This is a genomic window from Rhizobium album (genome assembly GCF_003122325.1).
Lineage (GTDB): Bacteria > Pseudomonadota > Alphaproteobacteria > Rhizobiales > Rhizobiaceae > Metarhizobium > Metarhizobium album.
The window spans coordinates 232,427-246,767 of sequence record NZ_QFBC01000004.1 but is presented as its reverse complement, the minus strand read 5'-3'; the positions used below and the strand labels follow the sequence as shown (position 1 = coordinate 246,767).

Annotated in this window: 16 protein-coding genes and 2 tRNA genes; 4 read left to right on the top strand and 14 right to left on the bottom strand. The window is 63.8% G+C overall.

Annotation, left to right across the window (positions count from 1 at the left end; genetic code table 11):
• Positions 1–31: 31 nt before the first annotated feature.
• The 10 genes from deoA to DEM27_RS11845 form a co-directional block, all read right to left on the bottom strand.
• On the bottom strand, positions 32–1,351 hold the full coding sequence (gene deoA / locus DEM27_RS11890; protein ID WP_109458448.1) for a thymidine phosphorylase: 1,320 nt from the start codon (positions 1,349–1,351) through the stop codon (positions 32–34).
• Between the two features lie 3 nt (positions 1,352–1,354).
• Positions 1,355–2,125, bottom strand: a complete 771-nt coding sequence (gene deoC, locus DEM27_RS11885) for a deoxyribose-phosphate aldolase (protein WP_109458447.1) — start codon at positions 2,123–2,125, stop codon at positions 1,355–1,357.
• 102 nt (positions 2,126–2,227) lie between these two features.
• On the bottom strand, positions 2,228–3,013 hold the full coding sequence (locus tag DEM27_RS11880) for a purine-nucleoside phosphorylase (RefSeq protein WP_109458446.1): 786 nt from the start codon (positions 3,011–3,013) through the stop codon (positions 2,228–2,230).
• On the bottom strand, positions 3,010–3,402 hold the full coding sequence (locus tag DEM27_RS11875) for a cytidine deaminase (protein ID WP_109458445.1): 393 nt from the start codon (positions 3,400–3,402) through the stop codon (positions 3,010–3,012). The genes DEM27_RS11880 and DEM27_RS11875 overlap by 4 nt, the downstream gene beginning before the upstream one ends.
• Before the next feature lie 3 nt (positions 3,403–3,405).
• Positions 3,406–4,377, bottom strand: coding sequence for an ABC transporter permease (locus tag DEM27_RS11870; protein ID WP_109458444.1), 972 nt, complete (start codon positions 4,375–4,377; stop codon positions 3,406–3,408).
• A gap of 10 nt (positions 4,378–4,387) precedes the next feature.
• Positions 4,388–5,494, bottom strand: a complete 1,107-nt coding sequence (locus DEM27_RS11865) for an ABC transporter permease (RefSeq protein ID WP_109458443.1) — start codon at positions 5,492–5,494, stop codon at positions 4,388–4,390.
• A gap of 7 nt (positions 5,495–5,501) precedes the next feature.
• On the bottom strand, positions 5,502–7,010 hold the full coding sequence (locus DEM27_RS11860; protein WP_109458663.1) for an ABC transporter ATP-binding protein: 1,509 nt from the start codon (positions 7,008–7,010) through the stop codon (positions 5,502–5,504).
• A 226-nt stretch (positions 7,011–7,236) separates the two neighbouring features.
• Positions 7,237–8,229, bottom strand: coding sequence for a BMP family lipoprotein (locus DEM27_RS11855; protein WP_109458442.1), 993 nt, complete (start codon positions 8,227–8,229; stop codon positions 7,237–7,239).
• A 224-nt stretch (positions 8,230–8,453) separates the two neighbouring features.
• The gene (gene msrA / locus DEM27_RS11850) at positions 8,454–9,119 is read right to left on the bottom strand and encodes a peptide-methionine (S)-S-oxide reductase MsrA (protein WP_109458441.1); all 666 of its coding nucleotides are present in this window, start codon (positions 9,117–9,119) and stop codon (positions 8,454–8,456) included.
• Between the two features lie 23 nt (positions 9,120–9,142).
• Complete coding sequence (locus DEM27_RS11845; RefSeq protein ID WP_109458440.1) at positions 9,143–9,460, bottom strand: hypothetical protein; 318 nt, start codon at positions 9,458–9,460, stop codon at positions 9,143–9,145.
• A 222-nt stretch (positions 9,461–9,682) separates the two neighbouring features.
• Here DEM27_RS11845 and DEM27_RS11840 point away from each other — a divergent pair.
• Positions 9,683–9,772: transfer RNA gene (locus DEM27_RS11840), tRNA-Ser, on the top strand.
• Between the two features lie 40 nt (positions 9,773–9,812).
• On the opposite strand, the gene DEM27_RS33985 is transcribed toward DEM27_RS11840, so the two are convergent.
• The 3 genes from DEM27_RS33985 to DEM27_RS11830 form a co-directional block, all read right to left on the bottom strand.
• Entirely contained in the window at positions 9,813–10,067 is a 255-nt protein-coding gene (locus DEM27_RS33985) for a hypothetical protein (protein ID WP_165823402.1), read from the bottom strand.
• Between the two features lie 187 nt (positions 10,068–10,254).
• A tRNA-Leu gene (locus DEM27_RS11835) sits at positions 10,255–10,341 on the bottom strand.
• A gap of 80 nt (positions 10,342–10,421) precedes the next feature.
• Positions 10,422–11,855, bottom strand: a complete 1,434-nt coding sequence (locus DEM27_RS11830) for a phosphomannomutase (RefSeq protein WP_245445795.1) — start codon at positions 11,853–11,855, stop codon at positions 10,422–10,424.
• A gap of 272 nt (positions 11,856–12,127) precedes the next feature.
• On the opposite strand from DEM27_RS11830, the gene DEM27_RS11825 reads away from it, so the two are divergent.
• The gene (locus DEM27_RS11825) at positions 12,128–12,493 is read left to right on the top strand and encodes a BA14K family protein (protein ID WP_109458438.1); all 366 of its coding nucleotides are present in this window, start codon (positions 12,128–12,130) and stop codon (positions 12,491–12,493) included.
• A gap of 58 nt (positions 12,494–12,551) precedes the next feature.
• Here DEM27_RS11825 and DEM27_RS11820 read toward each other — a convergent pair whose 3' ends face one another.
• The gene (locus DEM27_RS11820) at positions 12,552–12,845 is read right to left on the bottom strand and encodes an Rdx family protein (RefSeq protein WP_109458437.1); all 294 of its coding nucleotides are present in this window, start codon (positions 12,843–12,845) and stop codon (positions 12,552–12,554) included.
• Between the two features lie 178 nt (positions 12,846–13,023).
• Here DEM27_RS11820 and DEM27_RS11815 point away from each other — a divergent pair, with 178 nt between their 5' ends.
• Both DEM27_RS11815 and DEM27_RS11810 read left to right on the top strand, forming a co-directional pair.
• Positions 13,024–13,464, top strand: a complete 441-nt coding sequence (locus tag DEM27_RS11815) for a DoxX family protein (protein WP_109458662.1) — start codon at positions 13,024–13,026, stop codon at positions 13,462–13,464.
• Between the two features lie 123 nt (positions 13,465–13,587).
• Positions 13,588–14,331, top strand: coding sequence for a type 1 glutamine amidotransferase (locus tag DEM27_RS11810; protein ID WP_109458661.1), 744 nt, complete (start codon positions 13,588–13,590; stop codon positions 14,329–14,331).
• The last annotated feature ends 10 nt before the right edge of the window (positions 14,332–14,341 follow it).

The window sequence follows — 14,341 nt, the reverse complement described above, 5'->3', positions numbered from 1 at the left end:
GTGAGAGAGACTCGGAAAGACGCAACGCGCGTCAAGCGGACTTGTCCACCCGCTTGACGATGACCGGCGGCAGGCCCGGCGGCGTGACCGATAGCCGGTAGTTGCCGGCAAGGTCCAGCGCCGCCTTCTCGCCGCTCGCCTGGTCCGCGGCATGCACCATGGCGATCCGGTCGCCGCGTTGCAGCCAGGTGCCGAGCGGCACGATGCGGTCGAAGCCGACGCGATGGTCGATGGCGTCGGTCGGTAACCGGCGGCCGCCGCCGAGTTCGATCACACTCATGCCGATGTCGCGGGCATTGCAGGCGGAAAGCCAGCCGTCACGCTCGGCCGTCACGGCAATCTCCACCGGGGCGCGCGGCAGGTAGGCCTCCGACCTCTCGACAAAATCCGCCGGGCCGCCGAGCGCATGCACCATCCGCCCGAAAATCTCCGCCGCCCGGCCGGATTGAAGCGCGCGCACCGCCTGCAGTTCGCCGTCGGCGGGCGAGATCGCAAGTCCGGATTGCACCAGCATCTCCGCCGCGAAGGCGAGCACCACGGTTTCCAGCCGCGTGCCGCCCTTCAGGCCCTTGAGGAAATCGACGCAGTTGCGCATCTCGACCGCATTGCCGGCGGCATCCGCCAGCGGCTGGTTCATGTCGGTCATCAGCGCTGCGGTGCGCACGCCGGCGCCGTTGGCGACGTCGACCAGCGATTGCGCCAGTTCCTGTGCCTCCTCAGCCGTGGTCATGAAGGCGCCGTTGCCGATCTTGACGTCGAGCGTCAGTGTTTCCAGTCCGGCCGCGAGTTTCTTGGAGAGGATCGAGGCGGTGATCAGCGGCACGGAATCGACCGTCGCAGTTACGTCGCGGATGGCATAGAGCCGCTTGTCGGCCGGCGCCAGCGCTGCCGTCTGGCCGATGATGGCGCAGCCGACCTCCTTCACCGTGCGGCGGAACAGGGCCGCATCCTGCATGATGGCGTAGCCCGGAATGGATTCCAGCTTGTCGAGCGTGCCACCGGTATGGCCCAGTCCGCGGCCGGAGATCATCGGCACCGCCAGGCCGCAGGCGGCGGCGATCGGCGCCAGCATCAGCGAGACGTTGTCGCCGATGCCGCCGGTGGAATGCTTGTCGGCGACCGGTCGGCCGATTTCCTGCCAGGACAGCACCTCGCCGGAATCCCGCATGGCCAGCGTCAGCGCCACGGTTTCATCCGGCGTCATGCCCCGGAACCAGCAGGCCATGGCGAAGGCGCCGACCTGGGCTTCGGCGATCTCGTTGCGGGCCATGGCACCGATGAAGGCGGCGATGTCTTCGCGCGCCAGCCGTTCGCCGTCACGCTTGCGGCGGATGATGTCTTGCGGGATCATGATCTATCCTGAGGAACGAAGGGCAGGCGGCGGGCTGCCGAGAATGGCGACGATGTCGTCGAGCAGGCCATCGGCCCCGAAGCGAAAGGTGGAAGGCATGGCCCAGTCCGAGGCCAGGATGGTTTCGGCAAGCCGCAGGTAGAGGATCGCCACTGCGACCGTATCGATGCCGCCGGCGGCCTTGAAACCGACCTTGCCGCCGTTTGCACGGATCGCCCGCAGCAGGATGTCGGCCGCTTCCAGCGTCGCGCCGTCAGCCATGTGGCCCGCGGAGGTGCTGACGAGTTCGGCGCCGGCCGTAATGGCAAGGCTGGCCGCCTTCCCGATCAGCACCGTGTCCTTCAGCGTGCCGGTTTCGAGGATTGCCTTGACCGGTACGGCCGGCGGGCAAGCCTCGCGCACCGCGGCGACCATGTCCTTCACCGCCTCGCCATCGCCCTCTGCAACGGTTCGGTGCGGGATCACCAGTTCGATTTCGTCGGCGCCGTCGGCCACCGCCTGGCGGGCCTCCGACACGACATCGGCCAATTCGAAGCCGCCATCGGGAAAATTGACGACCGCGGCGATGCGGATCGCATGGCTGTTGCCGAGGGTCAGCCGCGCCCGCGGCACGAAACGCGGCAGGATGCAGATCGCCGCGACATTTCCGAAAGGCGTCTGTGCCCTGCGGCACAAGGCGTCGATGCTCTCCGGCGCAGCGGTTTCGTCGAGTTCGGTCAGGTCGAGAAGCGACAGGCCGAAGGCTGCGGTCTCCCGCAGGCTGTGATGCTCCATGATCGGTTGTCCTCCCCTACCTCGATCATTCACGAATCGAGGGCCTCAAGGCAAACTTCTGGATAGGCTGGAGCCGAAGAACACCCGGCTCGCGCCTGCATGTCAACCTGTAATCATCTCGGCAAGGATGGCGGCAAGCTGCCGGCCGCCGATCGGCGCCATGTCCTTTGTCTCGGTATGGCTCAGTTCGCCGCCCGTCATGCCCGCTCCGTAATTGGTGATGACGGAGGCGGCCGCGACCTTGAGGCCGAGGAAACGGGCGATGATCACCTCCGGCACGGTGGACATGCCGACGGCATCGGCGCCGAGGATGCGCGCCATGCGGATTTCCGCCGGCGTCTCGAAGCTCGGGCCGGAAAACCACATGTAGACGCCCTGCTGCAGCGGCACGCCGCAGCGGTCTGCCGCGGTCTGCATACGGGCGGCGAGCCCGGCGTCGTAGGCGGTGGTCATGCCGACGAAACGGGCGTCGCTTTCCTCGCCGATCAGCGGGTTCATGCCGGAGTAGTTGATGTGGTCGGTAATCTGCATCACCGAGCCCGGCGGCAGGTCCTCGCGCAGCGAACCGGCGGAATTGGTGAGGATCAACGTATCGACGCCGAGATCCTTCAAGATCTTGATCGGCCGGCGCATGGCGTTGGCATCGCCCTTTTCGTAATAATGCACGCGGCCGGAGAGGATGAACACCGGCACGCTGCCCAGCATGCCGGCCACCAGTTCGCCCGCATGGCCGGAGACGGCGCTGACGGGGAAGCCGGACAGATCGGCATAAGGAATGCGCACCGCATCCGTCACCGCATCGACCAGCGAGCCGAGGCCGGAGCCGAGGATGATGGCGTGGCGTGGTCTCGACGTGCCGAGCCGGCCGGTAATCAGATCGAGGGTCATCCGAGGATCTCCGTCTTGAAGCTGGCGGGCAGCAACTCGTTCATCGTCATCGTCTGCGTCACGCCGGCATCGTCGCAGAGGTAGATGCGGGTTTCGGCGGAGGCGAATTCCGAGATTTTCTGGCGGCAGCCGCCGCAGGGCGGGCAGGAGGCGAGCTTTTCGGCGATCACCGCCATCTCGACGATGCGTTTCGCCCCGCCCATGATCATGGCGCTGATCGCTGTCGGCTCGGCGCACCAGCCTTGTGGAAAGGAGAGGTTCTCGATGTTGGCGCCGGTATAGATCCTGCCGTCCTCGGCGCGGATAGCCGCGCCGACCGGAAACTTCGAATAGGGCGCGTGCGCAAAGGCCATCGCCCCCTTGGCGGCGGCAAACAGGTCTTGAGACATCGATCAACGTTCCTTCGTATAGGGCACGCCACCCGCCTTAGGCGGATTGGCGACACCGATGAAGCCGGCAAGCAGGATGCAGGTGAGCACATAGGGCAGCGCCTGGAAGATTTGTACCGGCACTTCGCCGATCAGCGGCACCGACTTGCCCTGCATGAAGTTGGCGAAGGCATCGAGGAAACCGAACAGCAGGCAGGCGAACATCACCGGCACCGGCTTCCATTTGGCGAAGATCAGTGCGGCGAGCGCGATATAGCCCTTGCCGGCCGACATGTCCTTGATGAAGGCCGCCGATTGCGCCACCGCCAGGTAGGTGCCGGAAAAACCGCAGAGGATACCGGCGCAGATGACGGCGCGGTAGCGCAGCCAGGTGACCGAGATGCCGGCCGTATCGACCGCGCCCGGATTTTCGCCGACGGCGCGCAGGCGCAGGCCGAAGCGGGTGCGGTAGAGGATCCACCAGGAGATCGGCACGGCGAGGAAGGCCATGTAGGTGAGGATATTGTTGCCGGAAATGACGTTGGCGTAGAGCGGCCCGATGACCGGGATGCCGCGCAGGGCCTCGACGCCGGGCAGGATGATCGGCGAGAACCGGCCTTGCGGCAGCAGTTGCGGCGTGCGGCCGCCTTGCCCGAACCAGGCCTGGCCGAGCACGATGGTCAGGCCGGCGACGACGAAGTTGATGGCGACGCCCGAAACGATCTGGTTGCCACGGTTGGTGATCGAGGCAAAGCCGTGCAGCAGCGAAAAGGCCACCGAAACGCCGATGCCGGCGACCAGGCCCAGCCAGGGCGAGGCGGTGATATAGGCGACGCAGGCGGCGGAGAAGGCGGCCGCCAGCATCTTGCCCTCGAGGCCGATGTCGAAGACGCCGGCACGTTCGGAAAACAGCCCGGCCAGCGCGGTAAACACCAGCGGCACGGAAAGCCTTATGGTGGAGCCGAGGATGCTGACGAGAATATCGAAGAAATCCATCTCTTTCGCCTCACGCCTTCCTGGCCATGGAGTAATAGAGCCGCGCCAGCGCCGGCCGGGCCATGTATTCCAGCGCGCCGGCAAACAGGATGACGAGACCCTGGATCACCACGATCATCTCGCGGGTGATGTTGGGCATTTCGAAGGACACCCAGTCGCCGCCCTGGTAGAGGATGCCGAACAGGATGGCGGCGAGGATGATGCCGGCCGGATGGTTCCGCCCCATCAGCGACACGGCGATGCCGACGAAGCCGGCGCCGCCGACGAATTCCACCTGCAGGCGGCCGGAGGAGCCGAGCACCGGGTTCAGCGCCATCATGCCGGCAAGGCCGCCGGAGATCAGCATGGCGATGATGACGGTGCGCGCGTAAGGGATGCCGGCATAGACCGCCGCCGACGGGCTGACGCCGAGCGTGCGCATCTCGTAGCCGAGCTTGGTGCGCCAGATCAGCGCCCAGACGACGACACACATCACCAGCGCCACCAGGAAGGAGACGTTGAAGGGCGCCGGGCCGAGCTTCAGCCCGAACAGCGCCATCAACCAGTCGAGCTTCGGCAACTGCCCGCCTTCGAGGAAGGTACGGGTTTCCGGCGCCATCTTGCCCGGCACGATCAGCACGTTGACCAACAGGTAGACCATCAGTGCTGCGCCGATGAAGTTGAACATGATGGTGGTGATGACGATGTGGCTGCCGCGCTTGGCCTGCAGAAAAGCCGGGATGAAGGCCCAGCCGGCGCCGAACAGCGCGGCACCCAGGATCGCGAAGGGCATCGTCACGTACCACGGCACGTAATGATCGAGCGACAGCGCCACCAGCGCCGCGCCTAGCCCGCCGACATAGGCCTGGCCTTCCGAGCCGATGTTGAACAGGCCGGCATGGATGGCGACGGCGACGGAGAGGCCGGTGAAGATGAAGTTGGTGGCGAAATAAAGCGTGAAGCCGATGCCTTCGCCGCTGCCGAGCGCGCCTTCCAGCATCAGCGCCAGCGCATCGAAGGGGTTTTCGCCGATGAACCAGACGACGAGGCCGGAAAAGAAGAAGGCCAGCACCAGGTTGATCAGCGGGATGAGGCCGAAGGTGATCCAGCCGGGAAGGGGGAGGGATGCGGTGTTCATCGGGGCCTCACGCGGCAATGCCGGCCATCATCAGGCCGAGGGTCTGTTCGCCGGCATCCGCCGTCTTTTCGCCGACGATCTGGCCGGCAAACATCACGAGAATGCGGTCGGAAAGCGCGCGGATCTCGTCGAGTTCGACCGAGACCAGCAATTGCGCCTTGCCGGCGTCGCGCATGTCGATGATGCGGCGATGGATGAATTCGATGGCGCCGATATCGACGCCCCGGGTCGGCTGGCCGATGAGAAGCAGCTTGGGATCGCGCTCGATCTCGCGGGCGACGACGATCTTCTGCTGGTTGCCGCCGGAAAAATTCGCCGTCCGCAGCCGCGGGTTCGGCGGGCGGATGTCGTATTTTTCGATCTTCTCGATGGCGTCCTTGCGGATCGCATCGAGATCGAGGAAGAGGCCGCCATATTTCGGATCACGATGATAACCGAGGATGGCGTTCTCATATTCCTCGAAGCGCAAGACGAGGCCCATGTGGTGGCGGTCTTCGGGAATATGCGCGAGGCCGAGATCGCGCAGCCGCGCCGGATCGGCCTTGCCGATCGGCTCCCCGTCGATGAGGATTTCGCCGGATGCCGGCATGCGGATACCCGAAATCGCCTCCAGCAGTTCCGACTGGCCATTGCCGGCGACACCGGCGATGCCGACGATCTCGCCGGCGCGCACGTCGAAGGAAACATTGTCGACCATGGTGACGCCGCGGCCGTCCTTGACGGTGAGGTTGCGCACCGACAGCACCACGGCGCCGGGCTTGGCCTCGCCCTTTTCGACGCGCAGCAATACGCGGCGGCCGACCATCAGCTCGGCCAGTTCCTCAACCGTGGTCTCGGCGGTCTTGCGTGTCGCCACCATCTCGCCGCGACGCATGACCGACACCGTATCGGTGATCGCCATGATCTCGCGCAGCTTGTGGGTGATGAGGATGACGGTCTTGCCCTGGTCGCGCAGCACGCCGAGGATGCGGAACAGGTGATCGGCCTCCGCCGGCGTCAGGACACCCGTCGGCTCGTCGAGGATGAGGATCTCGGCGCCGCGATACATGGCCTTGAGGATTTCGACGCGCTGCTGCAGGCCGACCGGCAGTTCCTCGATCACCGCATCGGGATCGACTTCGAGGCCGTAGTCTTTCGCCAGCCGCTTCAGCTCGGCGCGCGCCCTGGCGACGCCGCCGGCGAGCAGCATGCCGCCTTCCGCACCCAATACCAGGTTTTCCAGCACGGTGAAATTTTCGACCAGCATGAAGTGCTGGTGCACCATGCCGATGCCGGCATTGATCGCCGCCTGGCTGTCGCGGATGGTGACGGGCGTGCCGCCGACGCGGATCTCGCCGCTGTCGGCATGGTAGAAACCGTAGAGGATCGACATCAGCGTCGACTTGCCGGCACCGTTTTCGCCGATGATGCCGTGGATCGAACCCTTGGCGACGGCCAGATTGATGTTCTTGTTGGCGTGGACGGCACCGAACTTCTTGTCGATGCCCACGAGTTCTATGGCGGGCGCTTGGCTCACGTTGTGCGGCTCCAGAGCTGGACCTTCCAAAGGCGTTTCAGACGGAACACGCGTCGTCGGCGGTCACGCAGGGCCGCAAGCCTGCCGTGGCGCCGGACACATCATCCCCTGCCCAAATCCGTGCCGGTAAAGCCACAAGGCCGACCGGCCGCCTCTCGGGAAAGCCCGGGACATACAAAAAAGGCGTGTGGCGAAACGATCCGCCCCACGCCCCGTCAAAAACCTGTCACTTCGGGCAGGAATTGTCGCTCATGTAGTCGTGGACCTTGACGGTGCCGGCAATGATGTCGGCCTTCGCCTTGTCGACCGCAGCCTGGATTTCCGGCGTGATCAGCGGCTTGTTGTTGTCGTCGAGTGCCCAGCCGACGCCGTCCTCCTTGACGCCCAGCGCCTGGACGCCGGCGGTGAAATTGTCGCCCTTGGTGTCGGCATAGGCGTTGTAGACGGCGAGGTCGACACGCTTGACCATCGAGGTCAGGACCGAACCCGGATGCAGGTGGTTCTGGTTGGAATCGACGCCGATCGACAGCTTCTTGTTGTCGGCGGCGGTCTGCAGCACGCCGAGGCCGGTGGCGCCGGCTGCCGCGTAGATGACGTCCGCACCCTGGTCGATCTGGTTCTTGGTCAGTTCGCCGCCGCGCACCGGATCGTTCCAGGCCGCACCCGTGGTGCCGGTCATGTTCTGGAAGACTTCGATCTTGGCGTTGGCCGCACGGGCGCCCTGCTCGTAGCCGCATTCGAACTTGCGGATCAGCGGAATGTCCATGCCGCCGACGAAGCCGACCTTGCCGGTCTTCGATGCCAGGCCAGCCACGACGCCCACGAGATAGGAACCCTCTTCTTCCTTGTAGACGACGGAGCGGACGTTCGGCTTGTCGACGACGGAGTCGACGATCACGAACTTGGTATCGGGGAATTCGGCAGCCACCTTCTCGATGGCGGACGTCCAGGCGAAGGATACGGCGACGACCGGGTTGAAGCCGCGGCTTGCGAAGTTGCGGATCGCCTGCTCGCCCTGCGTATCGCCGGTCGGCTCGAAATCGCGATAGTCGATGCCGGTTTCCGCCTTGAACTTTTCGGCGCCGTTATAGGCCGCTTCGTTGAACGATTTGTCGAACTTGCCGCCGGTGCCATACACCAGCGCCGGCTTGATGTCGGCGGCGAGAGCCGTTGTCGACATGGCAGCCAAGGCAAGGAGACCGAAGAGGGATTTTTTCATTGTGCAGCCCTTGTTGCTATTGATCTTTTTGGGTCCTCCCGCACGCCCGTTCTTGTTGTCAGGCCTGTCTGCGGAACTGCCGGCCCCTTTTTTTAGAAGCTCGGTGTGTCATCATCCTTGCATGGCTCGGGGAAAAATTCACCAGAAATTTTTCGCTTGGTAAAGAAATGTGGGAAAAGCGAAACTGTGCCCGAAGGCGCAGTTTTTCGCCATCGAAAGCGCTTTCATCCGCCGCTTGGTTCGAGGACGGGGCAGGCGACGCCCGTGCCGCGCAGGCCGCAATAGCCAGCCGGATTCCGGGCGAGATATTGCTGGTGATAATCCTCGGCATAATAGAATTCGCCCGATGGTGCGATCTCCGTCGTCACCTTCGAGGTGTGGCCTGCAGCCTTGAGCGCCGCCTGGAAAATCCCGCGCATCCGTTCGGCGGCTTCCAGCTGTTGCGGTGTCGTCGTATAGATCGCCGAGCGGTAGGTGGTGCCGATGTCGTTTCCCTGGCGCATGCCTTGCGTCGGATCGTGCGCCTCGAAAAAGATCTTCAGCAACCGTTCCGCGGTGATCACCGTCGGATCGTAGACCACCTTGACGACCTCGGCATGGCCGGTGAGCCCCGTGATCGTTTCCTGGTAGGTCGGGTTCGGCGTGAAGCCACCGGCATAACCGGCCGCCGTCACCCGGACGCCCGGCGTGGCCCAAAAAAGCCGTTCGGCACCCCAGAAACAGCCCATGCCGAGATAGATCGTTTCGCTTCTTTGCGGATAAGGTCCCTTGAGCGGATGCCCGCTGACGAAATGCGCCTCGGCCGTGGCGATCGCCTCCTTGCGGCCGGCAAGGGCTGTCTCGGCCGTCGGCATCGTCGTCTTGCGGCTGAACATCTCGACCAGGAACATGGCTTCTCCCTCGGTTGTGGCCGCTACACGGCAAAACCCTCGTCGGCATTTTCCCTGCGATAGCCGACCATCCAGAAGGCCAGCGCCAGCACGAGAAAGACCACGAAGGTCGGCTGGAACAGCACCCAGCTCAAGGCCGGATTCCAGGCCCAGGGATGCAGGTAATGCTCGACCATTTCTTCGACATACATCAGGGTCACGGGGCTGAGGTCCAGCCAGGCGCTGCCGAACGAGGTCAGCACGACATCGGAAGCGGAAACCGACTGGATCGAATCGACGGTGCCGGCAATGACGGCCAGCACCAGACAAACCATGCTCAAGAATCGAAAGAGAAAACGCATCGAATCCCTTGCCCCGGATTTCCTTGTCCCATGCCGCCGATTGGCACTGTATCCATCCGGCGAGGGATGATAGATGCGCCGCCGGTTCAGCGCAATGCGGCAGAAAAAACAGTTTTGTTACAGGATCTGCAAAAAACCGTCAGATTCCGGTTGATCCCGCAACGATCCTCGTTATATACCGCGCCCGTTCGGTTCGATTGCTTCCACGCAACGGCCAGCAGTGGACAGGTGGCCGAGTGGTTTAAGGCGCACGCCTGGAACGCGTGTGTACGTGAAAGCGTACCGAGGGTTCGAATCCCTCCCTGTCCGCCATTTTCAATCGTAACAGATTGATTTCCCATATTATTCACCTCTACGTTGCCCAGTTTTTTTGAAGGTTGGTCGTGGATTGCTCATCCTTTTTTCCAGCGATGACCTTGAAACTTTTCTCAGCAAGCGCGGATCGATTTGCGTCGGCCGATTTGTCGCGTTGTAATGGTCTGATCAGCCTACAGGTTTGCTTCGTGGTATCGCGCAAGCCTGTGAATTCCGGAGAGCGATAGTTGTGGACGGCAAACGGGTCGGAGGAGCCGGTCTTGTCCGCACCAGTGTTGGGTTTCCATTTCACGATGCTGTGCGACGCGTCCGCATGGGCTTTTCAAATTCGACGTTGGTACGAGCATGTACCAACAAAGTTACCAACAAATCGGCTGGCTACAACTGGACAACACTGAACGCCAAAAACACAAAAGCCCCGGAAAACCGGGGCTTTATGCGATATTTAGCGTCGTACTGGACGATCTAAATCGGGAATTTGGTGCCCAGAAGAGGACTCGAACCTCCACACCCTTTCGAGTACCAGCACCTGAAGCTGGCGCGTCTACCAATTCCGCCATCTGGGCGACGAGGAGCGATGTAAGGGGGTAGCCCTTCGGTGTCAACAGGGTTTTTGAAGTTTTTGCGTCATAGGCGAAAAAACTTCTCAGACACCCCTCTCGGACCAGCCCCGGATCAGCTCAAGCCCCTGACGCAACAGCGATTTTGCTGCATCCACAGTTTCCGCCTCGACGTAGCACCGCATCTCCGGCGCATTTCCGGAAGGACGAAGATGAACGAGTCGGCCGTCGCCGAGGGTCACCCGCAGCCCGTCGATGTCGCTGGTGGCCGCCACCGTACCGAGAGGCGCCAGGAAGGCCGCCAGCGCCGCCTGCGACCCGCGCAGATGCGCCATCAGCGCCGCGCTGGTTTCGACGGGGAAATTTTCCAGCCGGTCGGCGTCGGCGAAGGGAAGGCGGTAGCCGCCGGCGAATGCCGACAGCGTCAGGCCCGCTTTCTTCGCCTCGAAAAGCGCCGCCAGGACCGGCAGGACGCTGTCGCGGGTCGGCAGCGGGGCGAGCGACACGCCGTTGACGGTGAACGGCGATGCCGTCAGCAGGCCGCCATTGGCCTCGAACCCCATCACGCCGCTTTTACCCGCCGCCAGCGCCTCGTTCATGCCGGCGATGACGAAGGGGGAGCCGACCCTGGTGCGCACCACGGAAAAAGCGCCGGCGGCCTCGATGCCGGAATTGGAGGTCACCGGCGTCACCACCACTGCGGCGTTGAGGAAATTGGCGGTGATCAGGCCGAGAAGGTCCCCGCGCAGCGGTTCACCCGTTTCGTCGGAAAGCAGCGGCCGGTCGCCGTCGCCGTCGGCCGAGACGATGGCGTCGAGCCGGTGCTGGACGGCCCACGCCTTGAGCAGCGCCACCGTGTCCGGCGAGACGGCCTCGGTATCGACCGGAATAAAGGTCTCGGAACGGCGGAGGGCCACCACCTCGGCGCCAAAATGCTGCAGCAGGTCGACGAAGAGGTCGCGGGCAACCGTGCTGTGCTGGTAGACGCCGATCTTCAGGTCCGACAGCGCTCCGTCCGGCAGCAGTGCGGCATACCGCGCCCGGAAGGCAGCCAGCGCGTCTGCGGCCGCGTCACGGCCGCTGCCGGGCGTTTCGTCGAAGGCGCCCATGTTGGCGCGCAGGCTCTCGGCCTGGGCGTTGATCGCCGCTTCGTCGCTTTTGTCGATCTCACCGTCGGGACGATAGAACTTGATGCCGTTGCGGTCGGCGGGAATATGCGAACCGGTGATCATCAGCGACGCCGCCTTGCGGCCGATGCCGTAGAGCGCCAGCGCCGGCGTCGGGATCGTGCCGCAATCGACCGGCATAAAACCGGCCCGTTCCAGCGCGCCAAAACAGATCGCGGCGATCTCTGGGCTGGAATCGCGAAAATCGCGGCCGACGAGGATTTCGTCGCCCGGCTTTGCATGGCCGCTTTCCAGCATGTGGCGGGCGAAGGCCGTGGCATACAGCGCCGAAGCCCGGCCCTTGAGATCAATCGAAAGGCCACGCAGGCCGCTGGTGCCGAATTTCAGGCTCACGGATCGGACTCCCATAAGACAGCTCCCGGAGCGCGTTTGCGATTGCCCGTCAGGAGCTGCATCCATCAACAAAACAGGGCGGTCGGTCCTTCGAAACGAAGGCAGATGCCCTGAAAAACACGCGTTCCTTATGGATCAACCAGGGCACACAATCAATCGCGGCCAACGGCCGTGCGCCTGCCCCGATTTCGCCCGGCAAATAAAACCGCATCGGCAAACGTTGCAGTCACAGGGGATGCCAGGGGGCTTTTCCCACCAACGAACGAGAGGTTATGACCATGTCGATCTTCCGCAAGTTGCTCACCGCCTGTGCCGTCAGCCTGACCGCACTTCTACCCTTGCCGGCAAGCGCTGCCCCGATGGGCCTGCCTTCCCCGGTGCTCGACCGCCAAAGCGATGTCAGCGAAGCCCGCGTCATCTGCGGCTATTACGGTTGCCGTCGCGTCTGGCGGCCACATTACGGCTATCGCCACTACCACCGGCCGCGATATTACAGCCGTGACTATTACCGGCCGCGCCACGGCTACAACCGCCATGTCCGCTGGTGCCTGAACCGCTACCAATCCTACAATCCGGCCACCAACCGGTTCCTGAGCTATGGCGGCGCCTACCGGGTATGCCGCTCGCCCTGGGGCTGACGGTCATCCATCCTGCCGGGCCGGTGCATCGGCGCCGGTCCGGCGGCATGGCCTGTCCTCAGCTTTCGTGCGAGACCCTGTCGGTATGGCCGAGATCGCGGCCGGGCTCGATGATATCGCGCACCCGCTGCTTCAGCTCCTTCGGGCCGGGAAAACCGCCATCACGCTTGCGTTCCCAGATGAGCTGATCATTAACGTGGATTTCGAAGTTGCCGCCGGTGCCCGGCAGCAATGCCACTTCGCCGAGCGATTCGCCGAAGGTTGACAGCAGTTCCTGCGCCATCCAGCCGGCGCGCAGCAGCCAATTGCACTGCGTGCAGTAAAGAATGGTGATGCGGGGTTTTTCGGTCATCGGATCTGTCCTCGGCTGTTTTCGTCATCTAAGCATGCCCGCCGTGCCGGGCAACGGCTGCTCACGCCGGCCTCACAGAAAATTCAACTCGATCAGTCAAGTTTTGACCTGGGCCGGCTTGCCTGGACCGCGATGTTTTCGCACAGCATGCGGGCAGATTCGAACGGAAGGAATGGAAATGACCGAAGAACGCCCGAAACCGATCATTCCGGCACTGGCACCGCTCTATGCCGCGCTGACTCCCTGGACGGAAACGCTGCTGCGCGTCGTGACGGGCGGTCTTTTTGCGGTGCACGGTTACGGCAAGATCCTCAATCCTTTTGGCGCGACGGGGATGGTCGAGGGACTGGGCTTCTATCCGGGCGCCTTCTGGTCGCCGCTGCTGTCCGCCACCGAGTTCTTCGGCGGCATCCTGCTGGCCATCGGCCTGCTGACCCGCCCGGCCGCCGTTGCCGCCACCATCGTGCTTCTGGTAACCGTCTACGTGCATGGTTATCTGCGCGCCGAAGGCCTGATGGGCGCCGAAAAATCGATCCTCTGGGCGGCGATCACCCTGTTCTTCGCCTTCCGCGGCGCCAATCGTCACTCCGTCGATGCCAGGATCGGCCGGCAATTCTGAGGCCATGACCCGACGCCGCTCTTGAACCGCCTTGCCGGACATGATCTTGTCCTCCGCGACAATGCCCCGCTGCGTCGCCAGCAGGGCCATTCGGATAGTGAGATCGCAAGAGGTGGCATGAGCATGCGCGTGGCAGTGGTTGAAAACACCGTGGTTTCTCATCTGGGCCAGGTCGGCGTCGCGCTTTCGGAAGCCGGCGCGAAGGTCGAGATCTTCCAGCCCTGGAACGGCGGTGCCTTGCCCGCTCTTGACGATCACGATGCGCTGGTGGTGCTCGGCGGCGAGCAGAGTGCCATCGACGACCACACGCATCCCTATCTGCCGGCGCTCGCCGCGCTGATGCGCGGTTTCGGCGATGCCGGTAAATCGGTGCTCGGCATCTGTCTCGGCAGCCAGATCCTGGCGCGCGGTTATGGCGGCGACAATATTCTCGGCCAGACGGTGGAGTTCGGCTGGCACGACATCCGCACGACGCCGGCCGGGCAGGACGACCCGGTGCTTTCGGCCGCCGGCGAAGATTTTCCGATCTTCGAATGGCATAGCGACACCTTCACGCTACCGGAGGGCGCGGTGCACCTGGCATCCAGCGGCAAGGTGAGCAACCAGGCCTTCCGCATCGGCCGCGCTGCCTATGGCACCCAGTTCCATTTCGAGGCCAGCACCACCGTCGTCGACGACTGGCGGCAGAAACTGCCGCAGGTGATGGAGACGCTGCATCCGGGCTGGCTGGAGCAGCACCCGGAACTCGCCGTCGCCCGCGGCGTTCCCGCCGATGCCGCCGGCCTGGCGCTGGCCCGCGCCTGGGTGGCGACGATCAAGGTGGCGGAAGCCGCTGAAACACAAAAGGAATTGCTCGCGGGCGAGTGACGCCTTCCCG